This window comes from Rathayibacter sp. VKM Ac-2759 (assembly GCF_009834225.1).
In the GTDB taxonomy this organism is placed as follows: domain Bacteria; phylum Actinomycetota; class Actinomycetes; order Actinomycetales; family Microbacteriaceae; genus Rathayibacter.
In genome coordinates, this window is record NZ_CP047176.1 from 2,435,476 (window position 1) to 2,456,387 (window position 20,912).

The window sequence follows — 20,912 nt, forward strand, 5'->3', positions numbered from 1 at the left end:
GGCCTTCTGCGGCTCGAGCCGCAGCGTGGTCACGAGGCCACGCGATCGATGGCGGCTGCAAGGCCTGGAGCGTCATCCGCCGCGACGTAGGTCGCTGAGCCGCCCAGCGTCTCGTGGAACACCGCGATGTCGCTCGCGATGACCTCGACCCCCATGGAGAGCGCTTCGATGACCGGCAGGCCGCAGCCTTCGTCGTGCGACATGCAGACGAAGACGGTTGCGTTCTCGTACAACCAACGGAGTTCACCGTCTGACACTCTGCCCAACTGGTGAACCGAACCCTTCTTTCCGTATCTGCTCGACAGAGACGGGATATCAGGACTTCGACCGGAGTACTCGCTCGTACCGACCACGAGAAGTTTCGTGCCATGACGACTCGCCCGCGACTGCAGGACTCCCTGAATGGTCACCTCGAGGTTCTTCCGCGCGTTGAGCCTGCCGACACTGAGAATGAAGGGGTCCCCCTCCCGGACCGAGGGTGGTCTGACAGGATCCACACCGCTCAGACGTCTGCCCATGGCATCGATGCGCATGATCTGGACGGGCACCAGCGCCGGGTGGAGACGCTCCATGCGAGCCGCCTCGGTTCGAGTCGATGTGTGGACGCGGCGAGCACGACGGGCCAGGCGTGACATCGGCCAGAAGTAGAACAGCTCCAGTCTCGTGAACCATTCAGGATGATCCTCGAAGAGGAGGTCGTGAACGAAGACCTCTGCCGGACCGAAGAGCGGCGTGTAGTTGTGGGCGAACATCAGCTCCGCGCGCACTCGTCGTGCGATGAGCGGGAGCTCCACAGCATTGCTCAGGGCGTGAGGCCAGAGGTCGGTCACGACCAGCTCCGCCGAATCGGGAGCTTCGCGCCGTGCTGCTCGAACGTGCTTTCTGCGAACGGCGAGCACGATCTGGTCTCTCGGATGATCCACCATCCACTGCTGCACGATACCTCGGAGTACAGTCCTGTTCGCCGGTGGCCCATCGATCCACCAGAACGCGTCAAAGAGAACGCGCATGAGCCAGCTCCGACAATGCGTCTTCATACCGTCCGCAGACGGTCGCCCAGTTGTACTCCAGACGGCTGCGGTCGAGGGAAGTGGCCTCGGCATGGTCCTGGAGATCCGGATCGGACAGAATCGCGATCAGGCCCTCGGCGATCGCGACGGGAGTCGGCTGTACGTAGATCCCCTTCGCTCCGAGGACCTCGCGGTTGTAGACCGTGTCCCGAGCGACGACAGGAGCGCCGCACGCCAGCGCTTGAACGAGAGCAGGGTTCGTTCCGCCGACACTGTGTCCGTGGAAATACGCGCCCGCGTGCTTCAAGAGGGCGAAGAGAAGACGGTCATCACTGACGTGCCCGAGCCAGTAGATGTTCTCATGGCTCTCCGCCAGCCGTCTGACGCGTTCATCGAGGACACCGCCGTAGCCGGCCGACCCCACTATCACCACAGGATATTCCGCAGCGATCTGGGGAGCGGCCTCGAGGAATTCGAGGATGGAATTCTCTGGCACGAAGCGGGCGACGATCAAGGCATAACCGCGATGGGAGAAGCCCGCGGGGACGGGGAGGTCTCCCGGATCATCCCCTCCGTAGGGGATGAAGACCCCGCCTCGGCCGAACTCTTTCTTCCAGATGCGCGCGATGGCCTGCGCATCGTAGACGAGACGCGTCCCGTACTTCGCGGTGAGGCGGGCCCCCAGGCGAAAAACTGCTTTCGCCAGCCGCCCCCACTTGTCTCGATCCCACTCGATCCCGTCGACGTTCACCAACGTCGGGATCCCTCTCGCCTTGAACAGCGGGAGGAAGAAGCCATTGGCGACGTTCATGACCAGAGCGACATCCGGCTTCCGGCGGAAGACAGCGTCGAGCGAGGAGGTGAAACCGTAGGAGAGCGTGCTGAGGGCTTTCGACTCGATACCCCGTGTCGTTATCGACCGGACACGAGAGTCACCAGCACGGCCGATGTCGGGGCTGGTCCCAGCGCGTCCGTAGACGATGACGTCCCACCCCTGTTCCACGAGGTACGGGGCGAGCGTGCGAACAGCGGTCTCGAATCCTCCGTAATAGCTCGGATACCCTCGGCTTCCGATGATCGCGACAAGCGGCCTTCGCTTCTCGTTCGTGGAGATGCTGATGTTTCCCTCCCACCTTCCGTGATAGGACGACGTGCAACGAGAAATGCGAGGAGGGGATGACGACTTCTCGGGCGGCGAGACCGACGGAGCGGTGCTCCTGCGCCATGGCCCGCTCAGCTCCGCCTCAGCTCGACGAGGTTCAGATCTTCGAGTTCCACGAGGAACTCCTCCACCTGCCCATCCAGAGCGGCGGAGTCCACTCCGTACCTCTGCTGGAGAGTGCGAACGAGGTCGGAGACGAGGGTCTCGCTCTGGATCTCCCTCCAGATGTCAGCTGCGCTCTCTTCCAGGAGGATCGGGGATGTGACCGGTGCCTCCAGTGCTGCGTCGAGCACGAAGGCGCTGCGCTCCCACGTGAGCGATACCGTCCATCGAGCCCGTCGTACGCTCAGGGATCCCCACCACCCGCGGGATCGTCCTCCCCGGAGCCGAGGCTCTTTCATCCCCGTCGGATCCTGAGGCGTCGCCTCCCGTCGGGGCGGCACCTGCTCGGAAGCGGTCTCCTCAGCCGGGAAGCCGCGCTCAGCGGGGCCGGACCCGCCCGCGGCGCGGTGATGCGTCGAGGCGACGATCGCGCGCTCCTGTCGATATGCGTCCACTGCCACAGGGAGCGCGCGGGCTGCGGACCAGAGCCGGTCGGTGCGCGCCCGGACCAGCGCGATCGCGCTGGTCCTCCCGACTGGATGGTCGATGTAGAGGTCGTGTCTGGCCGGAAAGACGGCGCTCACGATCAGCCTCGGTTTATCCCGCCAGCGCGCCGAGGAGATGAGCGAGAGCCAAGCCGCGGAACGATTCAGCTGGCGCTGATTGCGCAACCAGATGCCGTATTCGGCCGGAACCTCCGTGGGTACTGCAGTCTCGACTCCGATCGCCCGGAGGAACGGCTGCAGCGAGAGAAGAGCTCCCACCTGACCGGCCACGTCCGCCAGCTCCGATCCGAGAGGGGCGAGTTCCTGGACGTTCCATGCCGCTGTCAAGTAGTCGAGCTCGGAGGCGCTCCTGGCGTCGAAGGGGGTTCGCAGAGAGTGCAGCGCCGCGATGATCACGCTCGAGACGCGATCGGCCGCGTCGATCTGTCGCTCCGCGAGGAACAACGGCTGCCGTCGCGCCCACAGCGTCTCGAAGGCGGTCGTCGCGAACATTCCCGGGTACGAATAGTGAACATCGATGTCACAGGGCCACCGCTCGTTGATGAGTGAGTCGGAGTGCGTGACGAACGCCTTGTTCGCGAGGGAAGCCGGCCGCGGACGCCAGCCGACGGTCCTCAGCGCCTCGATCAGAAGAGCGGAGCGGGACGGTTCGACGAGGACATCGACGTCGCTCGAGACTCGCGGAGGCCGCAGTCCCCAGCGGTTCGAGATCGGTCCTTTGATGAAGAGGACCCGCACCCGGGCCTGGTCCGCCACGGACTGCACCAGGGCGTGCGCGAGATCGATCGCTGCGGCCATGGGGAGGTTGGCACCATTCAACCGTCGCCATCCTTTCGCATCTCTTGCTCGCAGGGATCGCGTCGTTCTCACGAGCCCTCGGGTTGTCTGCAGCCTCTGCGGCGCCGATGGGAAGACGCGAGGGTCATCTTCTGGAGCGGCGGTCACGTCACCCACGGCGTGGCGAACGAGCGACGCGAGCGATCCTCATTCTGAGGGCACGCGGCAGGATGCCCCCAACTTCGTCCGACTTTGGCGCGTACCGCGCGCAGCTGCGCACGCAGATCGGACGCACAGGACGATGAGCGGACTCTCTCCTCGAGAGTCAGAGAAGTCCCTTCTGATCAGGATTTCCCTGATCTAGGAGTCGGCGCGAACCGATCACGCCGACCTGATGGCGAGTCCGATCCACTCGATCTCATTCCACGCCAATCGCCGAGGTGCCGCGAAATGCTGCGTCGCGTCGGCGCTGAATGAAGGTCGGCTGCCGGACGCTCGCGGCGGAACAGTCGGCGCAGCTCGACTGGGCGCCTTTCGGCTCGCGGTCGCTGCGAGCGGGGCCATGAATCGCCCTGCTCCGCCGAGTCGAACGCCCCGGCGAGCAGCCATCCGAGGAGCCGAGCCCGGTCTTCCGCGCGAGCCCCGATTCTCGGGATGCCGCCAGCGTCGTTCGGCAGACCGTCGGCTCCGTCCCAGCCGCATGAGCACGCGGAGCACCCCGATGCGTGCGGAGAGCCGTTCGACCTTCGATCGGATACGGTCGCACGGCGCGATCCATGAGACCCCGCCCGGAGCGGTGACCTAGGAGACTTCGAGACGTTTCTGCGCTGAGCCGTCCGGTCGACCCGAGACCGACCTCGTCTCGCCGTGGTGCTCGACCAACTCGGCGATCTTGCGGAGCGTCACGTTGCACCCGCTGACGAGGTGACCTGCTCCTGGCCCTCGTGGTGCTCCGGCACGCGCAGACAGGTGTCGTCCAGGAGGAGGACTCGCGGCGCGACCGACCGGTCCCCCGATTCGTGCCACCACGCGCGTCGGACCACGCAGCCTCGTAGCGACGGATCAGGGGCGGCAGCGTGTCCGAGCCGAACACCGAGGAGCTGTCTCCGGGTTTGTAGAGGCTTGTCGGAGTTGCTGGGATCAGCGCGGTCCGTTTCGCCTCTGCACCGCTCGACCGTGGAGGATGGCGATGCGCCGCCGAACGACCTCCCTCCGATCCGGAGCGTCGAGCGTTTTGGAAGTCAGACGCAACTCATCGGTAGAAGAGGAAGGTCCGCGCACACGCCTCTGAGCAGAACGATGATCGCCCCTTCGCCGGTTCTCGCAGGCAGCTCTCGCAGAGACGCGTCCGTCGGCGGAACGGCCAGAGGAACGACAGCCGGCGTGCACGAGCCGCGGATGCACGACGCCGCCCGACGGCATCGACGCCCTGTGGAGTGACAGCGGATCTCCGACCCGGGAGTTGCGGACTCACGGCTGCAGACTACGCCCGCGGGCCGGGCGAGGAGGTGAGCAGGCGGCTTCAGCCGATCACGTGGTGAGCGGATGACTGTCGTGCTCGCTGCGGGCGGGGCAGCGGATGATGGACTTGTCGACCGCGACCCCGACGTGAGGAAGGCTTCGGGCAGAGCCGGCTCCCACCGGGGTGAGTGTGACGATCGGTGAGGCCGAGAAGGCGACCGTCCCTCGTGTGTCTCCGCCCGAGACGGCCTGACTCGTGACGTGAGCCCCAGACGGGACGGGCGACGGGGCCGATCGCGTCATGGTGAGGCGACCACGGAAGAGGTGCGTCGCCGCCCTCGATCAGGGCGGGCGGTGTTGCCCGGTGCTGCGACTCCATCGTCCGGGGATGCGACGTGGCGACTGCAGAAGCGCAGCCACTGCACCTCTGAGGCGTCGGCTCCTCAGTCCTCGATCTGAAGCGCCGCTTCGGCGGCGCGCTCCACCCGGACGGCATCGCCCCGCGCGGCACACCGGCTCGTCCGAGCGGACTGGATCGTCTCCTCGAACACCACACCGACGCGACCGAGATGCGTTCTCATCGCTTCCGAACGTTCCGCGTCGGTGTCACCGACGGCGGGCACGGTCCCGGGCCGCTCCGCCGCCGTGCGGTAACGTCTCAGCCGCAAGCCACGCCCCGTTCACATCCCATCAGCAGGAGTACTCGTGCGAATCCTCGTCACCGGCGGCGCCGGCTTCATCGGCAGCAACTTCGTGCACCTCACGCTCCGCGAGCGGCCCGACGCGCAGATCACCGTCCTCGACAAGCTCACCTACGCCGGCAACCGCGACTCCCTCGCCCCCGTGGCCGACCGCATCACCCTCGTCGAGGGCGACATCACCGACGCGCCCCTCGTCGACCGCCTCGTCGCCGACTCCGACCTCGTCGTGCACTTCGCCGCCGAGTCGCACAACGACAACTCCCTGAACGACCCCTCGCCGTTCCTCGAGACCAACATCATCGGTACCTACACGCTGCTGCAGGCCGTCCGCGCCCACGACGTCCGCTACCACCACATCTCGACCGACGAGGTCTACGGCGACCTCGAGCTCGACGACCCCGCGAGGTTCACCGAGCAGACCCCCTACAACCCCTCCAGCCCCTACTCCTCCACCAAGGCGGGCAGCGACCTCCTCGTCCGCGCCTGGGTGCGCTCGTTCGGCGTCCGGGCCACGATCTCCAACTGCTCCAACAACTACGGGCCCTACCAGCACGTCGAGAAGTTCATCCCCCGCCAGATCACCAACGTCATCGACGGCATCCGCCCCAAGCTCTACGGCGCCGGCGAGAACGTCCGCGACTGGATCCACGTCGACGACCACAACAGCGGCGTCTGGGCCATCATCGACCGCGGCCGCATCGGCGAGACCTACCTCATCGGCGCCGACGGCGAGAAGAACAACCTCGAGGTCGTCCAGCAGATCCTCACCGAGTCCGGCCGGCCCGCCGATGCGTTCGACCACGTCACCGACCGCCCGGGCCACGACCTCCGCTACGCCATCGACTCCACACGCCTGCGCACCGAGCTCGGCTGGCAGCCCCGCTACACCGACTTCGAGACCGGGCTGGCCGCGACCATCCAGTGGTACCGCGACAACGAAGCCTGGTGGCGGCCCCAGAAGGCCGCCACCGAGGCGAAGTACGCGGCGCAGGCCACCGCCTCGTGATCGAGGAGGACGACGGAGCCGTCACGATTCCGCGACGGCTCCGTCGTCATCGGTCTCGACTATCAATCCTGATTCGAGCAGCCGGCCGACAATTCGGTCCGTCGCGACGGCGAAATCCCTGTCGAATTCGTCCGCATAGGTCGCCGACAGGACGGACACGAGCGAAGCGCGATCGGACGGCAGGCTGAGCGCGGCCAGCACGACCGCCATCGGGCCGTCTACTGCAAGGGGCCGGAACCTGTAGACACCCGAGGCGGGCATCGCGTAGATCACGTCCCGTTCGGCGACGAGCGCCAATCCCTCCGCTTGCATGAGCATCCTGCGGACTCCCCCGCCTCGAGACGCCACCAGGCGTCACCTAAACTCGCAGCCATGACCGCGGCAGCGAATCTACCAGCGTCGGCCGCCACCAGACTCGCTCATGCGCTCTGCCATCGGCTCGGGAGCGAGAGCGGCATCCGGATGCTCTCGATCAAGGGGCCGGTCGCGGTCGCCGAAGGAATTCGTGCGCCGTATGTGCCGAGCGACGCCGATCTTCTAGTCGAACCCTCGGAACTCCATCGGATGGTCGCCGAGCTCGTTCGGCTCGGTTGGCGAGAGCGTCCTGGTGAGGCGCTTCCCCGCCTCCTCGATGAGCACTCGGTGACGCTCATCCACGACTCCTGGCCGTGCGACCTCGATCTGCATCGCCGCTTCCCCGGCTTCCTCGCAGAGGACAACCACGTCTTCGAGCTCATGTGGTCGTCACGGACCGAGATCGATATCGCCGGCATCGCCTGCCCAGTCCCTTCGAGCGAGTTCAGCTGGGCCATCGCCGTGCTCAACGACTACCGGGACAGCTGGAAAGGCCAGCAGACTCGCGCAGACGAGCTTCTGGCCTTCGCGCGAGAGCGCTTCGCCGGTGACGATTTCGTGCAGCTCACCGCCGCGCTCGAGAACAGCGGATCCGTTCAGACGCTCGAGCCGGCGATGGCTGCGCTGGGCATTCACCGCGACGGTCCCGCGGCTGACCCCCGAGCGCTTGTTCGCTGGCAGATCCGACGTGAGGCGGGACTCAGCCCCGTCCTCCCCGTCCTCGTCGAGCTCGCGGAGGGGAGGCTCGTGAGGGCAGCACGACTCAGCTGGACCCTGCTCACCGCCACGACTCGCTCGACCGGCGAAACGAACCTCGACCGCCGCCCTCTCGCCGTCCGAGCGATGCGAACTCTTCCTCGGATCCCGAGATGGATCCGACTGGTCAGGCGATCAATCCGCGTCGGTCTGAAGTGAAGATTGTCGGGCGGCCGGCGTGTTGTCGGCGTGCGATCGCCGCCCGCCGACGATGTCCTTCGCGATGATCCAGGCGAGCTTGAGCGGCTCCACGAGGTACCGGCCGGCCAACCGCCGGGGATCCTTCACGAGCCGGTAGGCCCACTCGATCCCCGCATCACCCATCCACCTCGGGGCGAGCGCCTGGACACCGGCGATGTAGTCGAGGCACCCGCCGACGTTGGCGAACGCCGCTTGTGGAGCGCTGAGCCGATGCTCCATCACCCAGCGCTCCTGACGGGGCATTCCCATACCCACCAGAACGAGGTCGGCTCCGGCAAGAGCGTCCTCGAGAGTCAGTGGGCTGCCCGACCCGCGGAAGTCGCCGTCGAAGCCGTCGAACGCATGCCAGGTCATCCGCGACGTGCGACGACGGACCGCCGCACTCGCCGCGGCGGACGACTCTGGTGTCCCACCGACCGCGACGATCGTCAGAGGCTGATCCCGCTCGATCAGCGGAAAGAGCCAGTCCGTGCTGCCGATGCGGTGAGCTGAGGTCAGCGCCGATCGTCGGATCCCCCTGGCGAGCGCCAGCACAGGCCATCCGTCGATCACGACGGTGTCGGCTTCGTCGCAGTACCGCTTGAACTGCTCGTCGGTCCGATAGAGGTAGAGGCCGCGCAGATTGAGGTTGCCGATGATGCGACCGCGGTGGACGCCGTCGACGATCTCGGCTGCAAGCTCGTCCGCGGTCTTCGCATCGACGACACCGAGACCGAACGGCAGCCGGGTTCGCGGCTCGGCATCCATCAGGGCACCCGCACTGAGTCGAGGATCGTCTCGACGCGACGGCCCCACGAATGCTCAGCCCAGACGTCTCGTTGCTTGTCCGCGGCACGACGCGAGAGATCGGCAAGCGATGCGACGGACCTGGTCAGAACACTCTTGAGGTCGTCCGCCCCGGACGGGTCGTAGCAGACCACGGCGAAGCCCTGGCTCTCGAGATCGGCGGTCACCTCGTGGCGACTCGCGACCACCGGCTTTCCGGCAGCCAGGTATTCCCACAGCTTGAGTGGAGAGAAGTAGCTCCCGTTAGCGCTCGAGTGACCCGCAAAGCAGAGATCGACTCCGGCGAGGAACTCGGGGACCTCGTCGGGATGAACCCTCCCTCTGAAGTGGACCCGACCCTCGACACCCAGCGCACGGGCCTGTTGCTCAAGTGCCGCGCGCTCGGGACCGTCTCCCGCGATGTGGAGCTCTGCGGCAAGGAGACCCTCCGCCGACAGGAGCGCCACGAGCGAGGAGACGTTCTGCCAGGGGTAGAGCGTGCCGAGGAATCCGATTCGAGGCGTAGATGCCAGGGTGATCGGAACCGCAGCGTGGTGCACCGTGTGGTCCACGCCGTTCGCGACGACGAGCATCCGCTCCGCGGGGATCCCGTAGTGCGAGCCCAGCTGATCAGCCAGCGCCTGCGTCACCGCCACGATCACGTCTGCGCGCCGCAGCGTGCGCTTCTCCATCCACTCGGCCAGCCGTCGGCTCGTGGTCGCGCGACGCTCACTCGTCGCCTCGACGGCCAGTAGGGCGTTGACCTCCAGGATCCACAGAGCTCCGGTCTCCCGTCGTGCGACGGAACCGAGCTCCTGGAACAGTGCATACCGCTCATAGACGAAATCGAGGCTCCGGTTCCTCGCCCGCATCTTGAGCTGCAGACGCGACCGCAGGCGCGACGCGAATCGAAAGACATCAGCGGCGAGCAGCGGGAGCACACCCGAGGACATCCGCCCCTCCGAGCCCTGACCGTGAACCGCATCTGGCATCGCGTCGCCCACGATGAAACGATCGATCTCGACTCCGTGCTGCTCGAATCCACGAATGACTCCGAGAATGTGAGATCGCGGACCGAGGCTCTCGGTCGACGCTTTAGTGGACAGTCGCGGGGCACCAGACAGATACATTGCTTTCACGTGGCGATGTTCTCCAGACTAAAAGGCCGACTATTCCACCTCCCCCTGGAGACAATATCATCGCCTCGCCTACGACTTCGCCAGCGGGGGGCGGCCCGTTCGGGTGTCATGGGCTTGAGACCGACTCACATCTCCGATCACCGCCTCCGATTCGCGCATGCGGCGAGATTCGAGTAGTAAAGAGAGGGCCGTGATCGCGTAATCAGCAGAGCAGGGCACCTCATAGGATTCGATGTCCGGTTCCGCAATCCACCAAGTGTCGGAAATATGAAAGGGAGATCCCGTGGCCGAAGGCTCCGCGAGAGGAGCGCAGCTCTGCGTCCTCCAGTCCGTGGCGGCTCCTGATGGGACGACACGCTTCGTCGACCAGGTCACACGTTTCGCTCCCCCCTCGATCCGATTCAGGTTCTTCTCCTGGCGAACGGCGCTGATCGGACAATGGGATGTTCTCCACGTTCATTGGCCTGAATTCCTTCTGAGGGGTCGTAATCCTGCGGTCGAAGGCATTCGCACGGTCTTCTTCATCCTTCTCCTACTCAGACTCATCGTCTCGCAGAAGAAGGTCGTCAGGACAGTTCACAACATCGCTCCACACGACCCGGGATCTCGAATCGAAACGCTTCTCATCCGACTACTGGATCGCCGTACCGACCTTTTCGTGCGCTTGAACGACGAGACTGCCGTTCCCTATGACAAGCCCTCCGTGCTGATTCCTCACGGACACTACCGAGATGTCCTGCCGCTCGAGGCGCGTCAAGAATCGCGGCCTGGTCGACTGCTGTTCTTCGGGCGGATCGAGGCATACAAGAACGTTGACCGGCTGGTCGGAGTCTTCCGAGGGACGACCGATCTCGCACTCGAGCTGAGGATCGTCGGCAAGGCATCCGGCGAGCCGCGGCGGCGGATCAGCGAAGCAGCCGACGGTGATGACCGAATCAGTCTGCACTTCGGCTTCGTACCCGATCATGAGATGGTGGCCGAGATGACGTCGGCCCAGCTGGTCGTGCTCCCCTACACCGAGATGCACAACTCCGGCATCGTCCTGGTCGCACTCTCGCTCGGGCGTCCCGTTCTGGTGCCCTCGACTCCGGCGAATCGCCTGCTCGCGGACGAGGTCGGACGCCAGTGGATCCGGTTCTTCGAGGGGGATCTGGAGACCGCCGACATCGTCGATGCGGTGCACTCGACTGCGACTGCGCCGTCAGAGGGCCCGGCTCTAGACGGCAGGAACTGGAGCGTCGTCGGCGCCTCCTACGCGCGTGCCTACCAGCGAGCAGTCGATTCCCGCGTCCCGCCGAAGAGAGGCACGTCATGAGCACCAGGATCTTCGTCAACCCGAGTGGCCAGAAGGACAATCTCGGGGACTCCGTCCTCCGTCGCGGATATCTCAATGCGCTGCGCTCGCAGGGCGAGCTGCACGTCTTCGCCGGATCTCACGCCGGCTACGTCTCCGGTCTCCACCTGGATCCCCAGGACGTCGTCTACCACTCCCGCCGCTCCTGGCTACTCGCCGCTCTGGGCAGAACGGGTCGCGGAGGAACGATGGCGTTCGCGATGAATGCGGGCGAATGGGTGCTCGACGGCAGATTCCTCGTGAACTCGACCTGGCAGACAGCGCTGCTGCTCCGATCACGGCTCAGTGGCGCACGGTCTGCCGCGCTCGGTATCGCTGTGCGCCGCGAGCAGAGCCGGCTCGGACGCGCCTACTTCCGCTCGATCCTGCGGCTCGTCCAGACAGTGAGCTGGCGCGACCCGGAGAGCAGGGACGACCTGCACCTGGGCGAGGTCGCTCCCGACTGGGCGTTCGCCCTCGGCTCGGCAGAGGATCACCTGCGACCGCTGGAGGTGCGGCGGTCGATCGCCGTCGTCCTGCGTGGTGACCGGCCCTCTCCAGGTCCGACCTGGATCGCCGCCGTCCGTGCCCTCGCCGGCAAGCTCGAGTGCGGAATCGTAGTGGTGAACCAGATGCGCGAGGACGAGGCCCGCTGCGCGGAGCTGGCGGAGGTCCTCGACGGCGAGATCCTGACCTGGGAACCGGGCGTTGCGCACGCGGCACAGGAGGAGAGGGTGCGAGCCGTCTACGGCGACTGCGTCGCCGTAGTGAGCGACCGGATCCACGCACTCATCCTCGGCCTCACTGAGGGCGCGGTCCCGGTCGGATTCACGACCAGTGACCCCGAGAAGGTCCGACGCACCTTCGCCGCCATGACCGACCTGCCGATCGCCTTCGCCGAAAGCGAGGTGAACGGGCCCGACGACGCGCACCGACGTGCGACGCAGCTCCTCGACGAACGGGAGAGCCTGCTCCGCAGCCTCGCCGAGGCTCGCCGCCGGCTCGCCGAGCTGAGCCGCGGGCTCTCGCTCTGACGAGCAGCCGTGCGCCTGGCCGTGATCAGCGTCGACGCATCCTGGCGACCGTGCTCCAGAGGAGGAGGACATCGGCCCTGTATGGACGGATCAGAGCGACGATCGCGAGCACGACTAGCAGGTCGAAGCCGCCGACCACGGCCAGCTGCGCGATCGCGTTCCACTCGGACACGAGAGCGAGCGCCGGTATCGACACGACGACGACGACAGTACCGAGCGCCAGAGGGCGGATCGCCTGGACAGCGAGCGTCCGCACGTCGATGTCCGCCTTCGGGACGGCGAAGAGCGTCAGGACGACCCAGTTGAGGATGAGACCGGCTGTACTCCCGATCGCCACTCCGACAGGGCCCCATACGACTCCGACGGCCATGAAGGCGACCATGAGCGAGCGGGACAGCACGCTGTACCGCAGCTGCAGCCCCGTCAGCGCCTTGGCCAGGAACACCCAGTAGTAGACGAATCCGAGCGCCTGGAAGACGCCGCCGACAGCGAGGATCCGAAAGATCACCTTCGACTGGTCCCAGCCGTCTCCGAGGGCGAGTTCTATCAGTGGATCGGCGAGCGCCGCCGCAGCGAAGAACACCCCTCCCATGACGTAGGCGAGCACCAGCTGTGCGCGCTGGACGTATCGCTCGAAGCCGGGATCGTCCTTCATCTTCGAGAGCACCGGGAAGGCGACTCGGGTCATCGGGGCGGCGATCTGCTGAAGAGGCATCCGGAAGATCTGGTACGCGCGGTCGTAGACGCCCAGCGCGCCGGCACCCCAGACGCGCCCGATCAGGACGCTGTCGGCGTTGCCGCTGATGTAGTTGACGAACTGCACGCCGACGGTGTTGGCACCGAAGCTCAGGAACGAGCGCATTCCGGCCGTCTTCCTGGGTAGCCCGGGCAGCCAGCGCGCGCCGATGAGGAGGACGAGGAGGGTGACGAGAGCGATGAGCACCTGCTGCGCGACGAGCGCCCAGTAGCCCGCTCCCGCGAGAGCCAGCGCGACGGCCGCGGCCGAAGCGACCAGCTGGGCGGCGACGTCCGATGCTGCCAGCCACCTGAAGCGGAACTTCCTCGAGACCTCGGCTTTGAACTGCGCTGCGATCGAGTTCACGAGGAAGACGGACGCGAGGACCTGACATACGTGGACGAGCTCGTCACGCCCGTAGAAGGCGGCTATCGGGTGGGCGAGCAGGAACACCAGGCCACTCAGCACCACACCGAGCCCGACGTTGATCCACAGCAGGTTGCTCCGCTGGACGTCAGACACGTCACTCGACTGGATCGACGCCATCGAGAGACCGAAGTCGCCGAGGAGCGTCGCGACACCGGCGATCGCGAGGACCATCGAGATCACGCCGTAGTCCTCGGGCGACAGGATGCGTGCGAGGACGGCGAGAGCAGCGAGCTGGAGAACGAAGCGCAGCCATTGACCGCCAAGAGTCGTCGCAGCGCCGCGGGCGGCGTCGCCCGCGATCGTCATCCGCGATCACCTCCGGTACCGCGCCACAGATCGCGCGGGAATGCGGCTAGCAGCGCGGACGCGTCCCACCGGATCGGCCGCTCGCCTCCGATCGCCACGGCTTCAGCGGCGGTCGCCGCCGGCGTGAAAGTCGTTCGACCGGAGCCCTCGTAGTAGTCGCGGTACTTGAAGTCCGGCTCGCTCGCGGACGCGACGAGTCGCGCGGGTATGCCCAAGGATTCGGCGATCACGATTGCATGAAGGGAGGAGCCGACCACCAGATCGCTGGCCGCGATCGCCCGGATGACCTCACGCACGGGCCGCGTCGGTTCGACGAGGCCGTCGGCGGCAGTGGGAGCACCCCCCTGCGAACGCATTCTCCGAAGGTCATTGAGATTCGGGATGATCGTCACGGTGCGATCCGCCGCGCCCGCGCGGAGCTCCTCGCGCGTCCAGAGCGTGCCGACGAGCAGCCCGGGATCGCCGTAGATCTCAGGTGCCGAGATTCCCAGATCACGCAGGAACGCCCTGGTGCGCGGTCCTCTCACTGCCCTGACGTCGAGGCCCTCGAAATCGAAACGATCCTGGAGGGACTTGCCGTTCGCTCCGATGCCCCAAACAGTGTCGCCGTCACGCGCCAGCTTCAGGATCGAGCCGACCGCGAGCATCCTTCGGCTTCGGAGCGCGGCGGAAGGATCGATTCCCTCGAGCTCGAGAATGCGCGAGACGATGATCGGGCCGAGTAGATCGCCGAAATTGTTCACGCGACGCCGCAGAGGCAGGCATCTCGCCCATGGTGATTCGGCGACCGGTCGCCAGGGATTCCAGTGAACGACTTCGATCTTCGGCACGGAAAGCTGATCTCCTCGGGCTCTGCTATGCAGGTAACAGCGGGCAGACCTATACTAACCGGCAGCGAGACCTCTCTTTCGCCTCCTACGAGCAGGCGGATCACCGGCCCTACCTCAGTCTTCGGAGAAGATCCCATCTCGAACAATCGATCAGTCGCGACACCCCCGAACGGGCGGTACCGAACTCGTCCTTCCGCTGCTGAGAGGTTGGCGGAAACGCGTCACGCCCGGCGACCTTTCCTCGTCGGCACGCTTGTCGGGACTGCCGCGGGCGTCGTCGGTGTCCAGATCAATGCCCTCGGTCCCTTCCAAGGGCTCAGCATCGTCTTCGTCGCGCTCGCGCTTCTGGCCGCAATGAGCTGGACAGACAGATTCCGCCTCTCGAAGATCCGGCTGAGCCCGATGGACTACTCGTTCGTCGCGCTTCTCGTGGTCTGGGCGCTCATCGAGCTCATCAATGCATCGGAATTACGGCATAGTCCTTTCCTCGGTGTTCTCATCACGGTCGGTATCTCTTATCTTGCATCGATACCGGTGCGAATGGTCGTTCGCGGACCCTCTGATCTCTCTCCTTTTCTTCGAGGATTCGCACTTCCTGGAGTCGCTGTCTCGATCATTGCCGTGGCGCAGCTGCTGCGAGTGCCGGGAGTCAATGCGATCCTTGTGCAGTACACGAACTCGGCCGGTCTCGCCGAAAGGCTCACAAGCGGCTGGGATATCCGCGGCACCTCCACCATCGGCCACTGGACAGCCCTCGGCGGCTACCTTGCCTGCGTGATCGCAGCGACTTGCGTCGACCTCATCATCAGCCGGAACGGCCCGCGGCTCGCGGCGTGGCCGGTGGTGGTGCTGGCGATCCTCTTCGCGGGATCGATCACCACCCTGACGTTCGCAGTCGTGGGTACGTCGGCGGTGATCATCGCGCTGACAGCCCTCCGCCTCAAGATCCGCCCGGTGCTTGTGATCTCCAGCCTCGGTGTCGCCTTCGCAGGCTGGACGTTCTTCGGGCAGAGCATCGCAGACCGGCTGGAGCAGCAGTCCGGGCAGTCGCCCTACGTCATCGCGCAGTACGCCTGGCTGCCCCAGACGATCGGCTACCGCGTCAACATCTGGGTCACCGAGACTCTGCCCGCCATCGATGAACGACTGCTGACGGGCTGGGGGGCTCAGGTCTACTCGGCGGCACTCAAGAACTGGCCGGTCAGCCCGCAGTCCCTGGTCTGGGTCTCTCCTGAGTCTGAATGGATGCGGACCCTCGTCGCGAGCGGCGTCGTCGGGCTCTTCGTCGAGATCGTGCTGCTCGTCGCTGCCTTCGCCGCACTCCGTCGGTCCCGTCGTGCGCTCGGAGCCGCTGCCGTCGCGCCGATCATGGTCCTCCTTGTCTGCCTCCTCCTCATCTCCTCCATCCACAGCCACCTCTCCAACCCTGGAGTCCCCCTTGCCTTGTGGCCGCTAGTCTTCGCCGTCGCCACCGCTGCAGCCAGGGCACGACCGGACCAGGTCGTGGCAGAATCGCGCGCACCGGCCGAGGCGACGACACCACGAGATCCGCGCCTCAGGCGGCTCGCTCCTCGCTCACCTCGCTAGGGCTCGACGAAGCATCTCCCCGGGCACCCTGCAGAGGCGGTCATCCGCGCCGCGGAACAGCGTCTCACCGCTCGCGGCGCGTCCTCGTCGATGCGTGCATCGGCCGCAGCCTTCACGCCACCTCGCGCCATGCGGCGCCGTCCCAGAACAGCAGCAGCTGGCTGCCAGGATCGAGCGCGAGATCGAGGCCTGCAGTCAGAACGGTTCCACCCGCCGGACCGTGCCGCACGGTCACCGGGCGCGCCCCGGAGTGCAGGAAGTGCAGACGCTGCCCGAAGATCGTCGAGCTCGGCAGCGCAGCCATCGTCAAGGTGTTGGTCGACGTCAGGCGCACCATGATGACAGGATCGGGCGAGAGTGCGAGCCTCTGCTGCACCGCGAGGACCTCGTTGTTCCCCCAGGTGTACACGGCGGAGGAGGCGATCTCCGTGCTTCCGTCTGCCGGAACGTCGCACCGCCACTCGACGGCGGACCCCGCAGCGAGATTCTCTCCCGGCATGTAGCGGAAGGGATAGGTGAAGCGGACGTTCCTCGCACGGATGAGATGGTTCGAGCCGCTGAAGGCGGCCCAGGTCCGTACGACCACATCCGGCGTGCTGCGGACCTCGAGACCGTCGATCTCGGTTCGCTGGAGACCGGGAACAGCGCCCGCGGTCGACCCGGAGGCGATGGGACGCGGCGTCCCCGCGGTGTTCCCCTCGAAGTCGAGGATGGTGTCGCGGATCCGTACCAAGCTGTTCTCGGCATAGATCCCGTGGTAGTCGCCCGTCCCGGGGTTCGACTCGCCGGCACGGAACAACCCGCCCGCGAGGACGACAGAGGCGTTGTAGCTCACCAGCAGGGCACCCGAGCGCTCGGCGTAGACGTCGGAGACCGCGACTGTCGGCGCGGGGTCGTAAACCCCGGCGGTCGGATGGCCAACGGGCCGCCTCACCACTCTTACGGCGGCTCCTCGAGCGTCGAAGACCCGGAGGCCGTTGATCTGGTGCGAGCGCGAGTCGCCACCCTTGACCTCATCCTGGACGATGACGCCGTTCTCCACGAAGCGCGCGGTGCAGTCGACGACCCTGTGGCCGATGCCTCGCAACTGGAACCCGGACTGGCCCTGGCTGCCCTGCCCTATCCCCGAGGTGGCGTTGCAGGCAACGAAGGTGACCCCTTCAGAGCAGTGGTGAGTGTCGAAGGCGCTGGAGGTCGTCATGAGAGCGTTGACGCCCGACACCACCGTTCCGAAGGTGCGCCCGTACCCCGAGATCTCGCTGTTCGCCGCCACACGATTCGTGTCGTCCGAATAGGCGTGCCTGACATGGGAGTACACCCCCCTCTCGACCTGACCGAAACTGCTGCCGACATCCGAGACGCCGTATCCGAGGATCGACGCTCCCGCATCGTCCGTCGCGAAACGCACGATCGCGTCCTCGACGAGGTAGCCGTAGCAGGAGGAGAAGCGGAAGACCGGTCCGGAAGCGCGCGGCACCGTGACGGAGCGCAGCTGCGGGTACTTGAGTCGCGAGAAGTAGACCAGCGGGTTGTTCGACGCCGCGGCGCGGGCAGCTGCGACCTGCAGGGTTCCCCCTTCGATCGAGAAGGTCTGATCGCTGATCGCGGCGGCGCGGATGTTGGTGCTGTACCGCTCGCGCAGAGGTCCGCCGAGGACCACGGTCGAACCGTTCGACGAACGGACCACCGCGAACTCCCCAAGTCGCGACTCGACGTTCCCATCGCCGGGACGCCGCTCGGGGATGGCGTCGTCCGACACGATCTTGATGACGGTCCCGGCCGCCCACCCCGGGGCGCCGCTCACCGCGAGCTGGGAGACGGAGGACGCACCGGACGGGGAGACGCGCGTGACAGCGTCGACTCCGAAGATTGCGCCGTAGGTGCCCGACACCGAGAAGATGGGGGCCGACGTCGTGGCGATGAGAGTCGCACCCCAGGCGCTCACCCTCATCGACTTGGTCAGACGGGGGTAGAGCGCGGTACCGACCAGATAGGTACCGGTCGGGATGACGAGCACTCCGCCCTCCGGCGTCGCGTTGATCGCCAGCTGCAGGCCGGCACTCGAATCCGCGGCCCCCGTGGCGTCGATGCCCGCGAACCGGGCGGCGGAGGCGACGATGGCGACCCGGTCCATCTCTCCTTGCGAGATGGTGACCGCCGCCTCGGCCTCGGGTGCGGCGGCGACGGTCACTCCTCCAGCGAGGCCGACCGCTCCGAAAGAGAGAATGCTCCGCCGCCCGACATTCCGGAGCCGGTCCGGAGTGGTGGCGTCGATCTCTGCGTGCGACATAGGCAGGTCATCCCCTCGCCTGGGAGCGCCGAGAGTGGCAGCTCCATGGCTCACCCGATTCTCGGGTCGTCGGCGGTCCCTATGAACCGAGTGAGCATTCTTTCCCCGTCTGTGGCACCCGGCTGCGGGGCACAGTCGGCGAAGGCGTGACGGAGGATGCTCGTCACCGCGACAGGTGCTGCTCGATCACTGTGCTCTGCGAGCGGGCGTCGTCGATCTCCTCGCCGTCGCCGCAGTAGGCCATCAACCAACCACAGGACGCTTTGCGCGTCGATCCGAAGTACGTCACGTCCATCCCGTAGCTGTCGGCGAGAGTGTAGAACCGGGCGCCGACCGCATTCCACGACTGAGGATCGCCAGGGGCCACGTCAAGACTTTCGTCACTCGGCCACCCCACCTCGCCCACAGAGCACCGCACGCCGAACGTCGTGCACCAGTCTCCGAAGCCCCGGAGTGCCGCGAGGAACGCCGATCCGGACGTCGGCCCTGCATCATCGGCGCCGCGAAGCGCAGTGCCTGTTCCACCCGGGTAGAAGTGCTGGGAGTAGACGATACGGTCGAGCGGGTCGTTGATCCAGGGACCGTCTGGTGCGATCTGCGGCAGGCCGCCGGTCGCCGCCTCCTTCATGCCTTCCACCCAGAGGGTGTGCATGTCGCCGTTCTCCCTGATAGCTCTGACGACGGCTCGGATGTACGTCTTGTAGGTCGGGGCGCTCACCATGGACAAGCGCACTTCGTTGAAGAGGTCGTAGGCTGCGATGTCCTCATCCGTCTTGAACTCGTCCGACAGCAGCCGCCAGACCCTCTGAGCCTGCTCGATCGAGATTCCCGCTCCGAACCAGACGGTTCCCGGCGGGAACTCGCCCTGACTAGCGGGGTAGGTGCCGTTGTTGTGCAGGTCGAGGACGACCCTCATTCCTGCAGCACCGATGGAAGCGATCTCCGACCGGAGCACTCCCACCGCCGTCGGGTCGAGCCCTCGGGACAGCGCATCATCCGTGGACTCACCGGGCGCCTTCGGCTGCAGGAAGCTCCAGGGCACCGCGAGCCGCACGAGCTGCACTCCGCGTTCGGCGAGGAACTCGTAGCTCGAGGCAGGATTGAGCGCCGTGCAGTCGACGCCGAGTGACACGCGCGACTGCAGGTCGAAGACGTTGACGCCCCGGAGGTAGCTCTTGCCGTCGAGGTAGTCGATGTCGGCGGGAGGGACAGCGCTCGTCGGCGTCGTCGGTGAACCCGGGATGCTCCCCGGAGTGGCCTGTGCCGACGGAGGGTCCACTGTCGGACACGGATTCGAGGTATCGCCGTCCCGGTCGCCGAGGTCGAGCAGGACGATCGCTGCGGTGACAAGGACTGCGACGACGAGTGCCGCGACCGCCCTCGGCACACGCCGCCTCGGTTCCACGGTCGAGTCGTGGTGCTCGCGTTCGATGATGTGAGCCTCCCGCATCAGAACGGCACCGTGTCGCTTCCGCACGTCTACGGAGTCGACGACACGCTAGCACCGGGAATCGGCAGTTCCGCCTGCCACCGGCGCCGATCGAGAGACGAGAGTCCTCAGCGCACCGCCACCGTCGACCGATCGCGCCCGGTCAGGTCGCGCTGCGTCGTCGCCCCGCGCCAGCCGTCCGTCGTGAGCAGGGCGCGGATCTCCGCGCCCTGCAGCTCGCCGTGCTCGATCACGAGCACTCCCCCGGGCCGCAGCAGACGCCGGGCCGTCATCGAGAGCGAGCGGACGATCTCGAGGCCGTCCTCGCCTCCGTACAGCGCCGACGGCGGATCGTACAGCCGCACCTCCGGATCGCGCGGCACAGCGGCCGCGGGAATGTAGGGCGGATTCGACACGACGACCGAGACGGTGCCGTCGAGCTCGGGCAGCGCGCGGGCGATGTCGTCGAAGACGATCCGCGCGTTCTCCAGCGCGAGCCGGTCGCGGTTGCCGCGGGCCCAGATGAACGCCTCGACGGCGTTCTCGACGCCGATGACGCGGGCGTGCGGCACCTCGTGCGCGAGCGACAGCGCGATGGCACCGCTGCCGGTGCCGAGGTCGACCGCGATCGGCGACGGATCCACGACGGCACGGAGCGCGTCGATCGCGATCTGAGCGACGCCCTCGGTCTCGGGGCGCGGCACGAACACCCCGGGGCCGACCGCCAGCTCGAGCGATCGGAACGGCGCGACACCGGTGATGTGCTGGAGCGGCTCGCGGCTCGCGCGGCGCTCGACGAGGCGGTCGAACGAGGCGGCAGCGGGCTCCTCGAGACGGAGCCCGGTGATCAGGCGCGCCTGCAGCTCGCCCCGTCCGAGCCCGAGGAGGTGCCCCAGCAGCAGCTCGGCATCGACCTCGGGCGTCGGGACGAAGGCCCTGGCGAGCCGGCCCGTCGCGTCGGCGAGCAGTGCGCGGGCATCGAGGTCGTTCGTCACGGT

General features: G+C 66.6%; 17 protein-coding genes. 5 read left to right on the forward strand and 12 right to left on the reverse strand.

Annotated elements, in window-relative coordinates; translation table 11 throughout:
* Positions 1 to 29: 29 nt before the first annotated feature.
* From GSU68_RS11295 to GSU68_RS11310, 4 genes are all read right to left on the reverse strand, one after another.
* A complete protein-coding gene (locus GSU68_RS11295; protein ID WP_159908362.1) occupies positions 30 to 1,010 on the reverse strand; it encodes a glycosyltransferase family 1 protein in 981 nt (326 codons plus the stop codon).
* On the reverse strand, positions 994 to 2,247 hold the full coding sequence (locus GSU68_RS11300; protein ID WP_208544706.1) for a glycosyltransferase: 1,254 nt from the start codon (positions 2,245 to 2,247) through the stop codon (positions 994 to 996). The genes GSU68_RS11295 and GSU68_RS11300 overlap by 17 nt, the downstream gene beginning before the upstream one ends.
* Positions 2,244 to 3,578 carry a PqqD family protein gene (locus GSU68_RS11305; RefSeq protein ID WP_159908364.1) on the reverse strand — a complete coding sequence of 445 codons (1,335 nt, stop codon included), beginning with the start codon at positions 3,576 to 3,578 and terminating at the stop codon, positions 2,244 to 2,246. Before GSU68_RS11305 ends, GSU68_RS11300 begins: the two co-directional genes overlap by 4 nt.
* 1,883 nt (positions 3,579 to 5,461) lie before the next feature.
* Positions 5,462 to 5,641 (reverse strand): hypothetical protein, encoded by a 180-nt coding sequence (locus tag GSU68_RS11310; protein ID WP_159908366.1) that lies wholly within the window; start codon positions 5,639 to 5,641, stop codon positions 5,462 to 5,464.
* Between the two features lie 82 nt (positions 5,642 to 5,723).
* Between GSU68_RS11310 and rfbB the strand changes: the two genes are divergently transcribed.
* Positions 5,724 to 6,725 carry a dTDP-glucose 4,6-dehydratase gene (rfbB, locus tag GSU68_RS11315; RefSeq protein ID WP_159908368.1) on the forward strand — a complete coding sequence of 334 codons (1,002 nt, stop codon included), beginning with the start codon at positions 5,724 to 5,726 and terminating at the stop codon, positions 6,723 to 6,725.
* A gap of 21 nt (positions 6,726 to 6,746) precedes the next feature.
* Here the strand turns inward: rfbB and GSU68_RS11320 are convergent, their stop codons facing one another.
* Positions 6,747 to 7,043 carry a hypothetical protein gene (locus GSU68_RS11320; RefSeq protein ID WP_159908371.1) on the reverse strand — a complete coding sequence of 99 codons (297 nt, stop codon included), beginning with the start codon at positions 7,041 to 7,043 and terminating at the stop codon, positions 6,747 to 6,749.
* A 54-nt stretch (positions 7,044 to 7,097) separates the two neighbouring features.
* Between GSU68_RS11320 and GSU68_RS11325 the strand changes: the two genes are divergently transcribed.
* Positions 7,098 to 7,994, forward strand: coding sequence for a nucleotidyltransferase family protein (locus GSU68_RS11325; protein ID WP_159908373.1), 897 nt, complete (start codon positions 7,098 to 7,100; stop codon positions 7,992 to 7,994).
* On the opposite strand, the gene GSU68_RS11330 is transcribed toward GSU68_RS11325, so the two are convergent.
* Entirely contained in the window at positions 7,971 to 8,783 is an 813-nt protein-coding gene (locus GSU68_RS11330; RefSeq protein ID WP_159908375.1) for a WecB/TagA/CpsF family glycosyltransferase, read from the reverse strand. The genes GSU68_RS11325 and GSU68_RS11330 overlap by 24 nt on opposite strands.
* Positions 8,783 to 9,931, reverse strand: a complete 1,149-nt coding sequence (locus GSU68_RS11335) for a glycosyltransferase (RefSeq protein WP_244259488.1) — start codon at positions 9,929 to 9,931, stop codon at positions 8,783 to 8,785. The genes GSU68_RS11330 and GSU68_RS11335 overlap by 1 nt, the downstream gene beginning before the upstream one ends.
* A 292-nt stretch (positions 9,932 to 10,223) precedes the next feature.
* Here GSU68_RS11335 and GSU68_RS11340 point away from each other — a divergent pair, with 292 nt between their 5' ends.
* Together GSU68_RS11340 and GSU68_RS11345 are read left to right on the forward strand one after the other, a co-directional pair.
* Positions 10,224 to 11,255 (forward strand): glycosyltransferase, encoded by a 1,032-nt coding sequence (locus GSU68_RS11340; protein ID WP_159908379.1) that lies wholly within the window; start codon positions 10,224 to 10,226, stop codon positions 11,253 to 11,255.
* Positions 11,252 to 12,307: a polysaccharide pyruvyl transferase family protein gene (locus GSU68_RS11345; RefSeq protein ID WP_159908381.1), complete on the forward strand. Its 1,056-nt coding sequence runs from the start codon at positions 11,252 to 11,254 to the stop codon at positions 12,305 to 12,307. The genes GSU68_RS11340 and GSU68_RS11345 overlap by 4 nt, the downstream gene beginning before the upstream one ends.
* A gap of 25 nt (positions 12,308 to 12,332) precedes the next feature.
* Here the strand turns inward: GSU68_RS11345 and GSU68_RS11350 are convergent, their stop codons facing one another.
* Together GSU68_RS11350 and GSU68_RS11355 are read right to left on the reverse strand one after the other, a co-directional pair.
* Positions 12,333 to 13,778 carry a lipopolysaccharide biosynthesis protein gene (locus GSU68_RS11350; RefSeq protein ID WP_159908383.1) on the reverse strand — a complete coding sequence of 482 codons (1,446 nt, stop codon included), beginning with the start codon at positions 13,776 to 13,778 and terminating at the stop codon, positions 12,333 to 12,335.
* Positions 13,775 to 14,608 (reverse strand): polysaccharide pyruvyl transferase family protein, encoded by an 834-nt coding sequence (locus GSU68_RS11355; protein ID WP_159908385.1) that lies wholly within the window; start codon positions 14,606 to 14,608, stop codon positions 13,775 to 13,777. Before GSU68_RS11355 ends, GSU68_RS11350 begins: the two co-directional genes overlap by 4 nt.
* 207 nt (positions 14,609 to 14,815) lie before the next feature.
* On the opposite strand from GSU68_RS11355, the gene GSU68_RS11360 reads away from it, so the two are divergent.
* Positions 14,816 to 16,195, forward strand: a complete 1,380-nt coding sequence (locus tag GSU68_RS11360) for an O-antigen ligase family protein (protein ID WP_159908387.1) — start codon at positions 14,816 to 14,818, stop codon at positions 16,193 to 16,195.
* 112 nt (positions 16,196 to 16,307) lie between these two features.
* On the opposite strand, the gene GSU68_RS11365 is transcribed toward GSU68_RS11360, so the two are convergent.
* From GSU68_RS11365 to prmC, 3 genes are all read right to left on the reverse strand, one after another.
* The gene (locus tag GSU68_RS11365; RefSeq protein WP_159908389.1) at positions 16,308 to 18,386 is read right to left on the reverse strand and encodes a hypothetical protein; all 2,079 of its coding nucleotides are present in this window, start codon (positions 18,384 to 18,386) and stop codon (positions 16,308 to 16,310) included.
* A 262-nt stretch (positions 18,387 to 18,648) separates the two neighbouring features.
* Positions 18,649 to 19,962 (reverse strand): cellulase family glycosylhydrolase, encoded by a 1,314-nt coding sequence (locus GSU68_RS11370; protein WP_159908391.1) that lies wholly within the window; start codon positions 19,960 to 19,962, stop codon positions 18,649 to 18,651.
* Positions 19,963 to 20,042: 80 nt separating this feature from the next.
* Entirely contained in the window at positions 20,043 to 20,909 is an 867-nt protein-coding gene (gene prmC, locus GSU68_RS11375) for a peptide chain release factor N(5)-glutamine methyltransferase (protein ID WP_159908393.1), read from the reverse strand.
* Positions 20,910 to 20,912 lie beyond the last annotated feature (3 nt).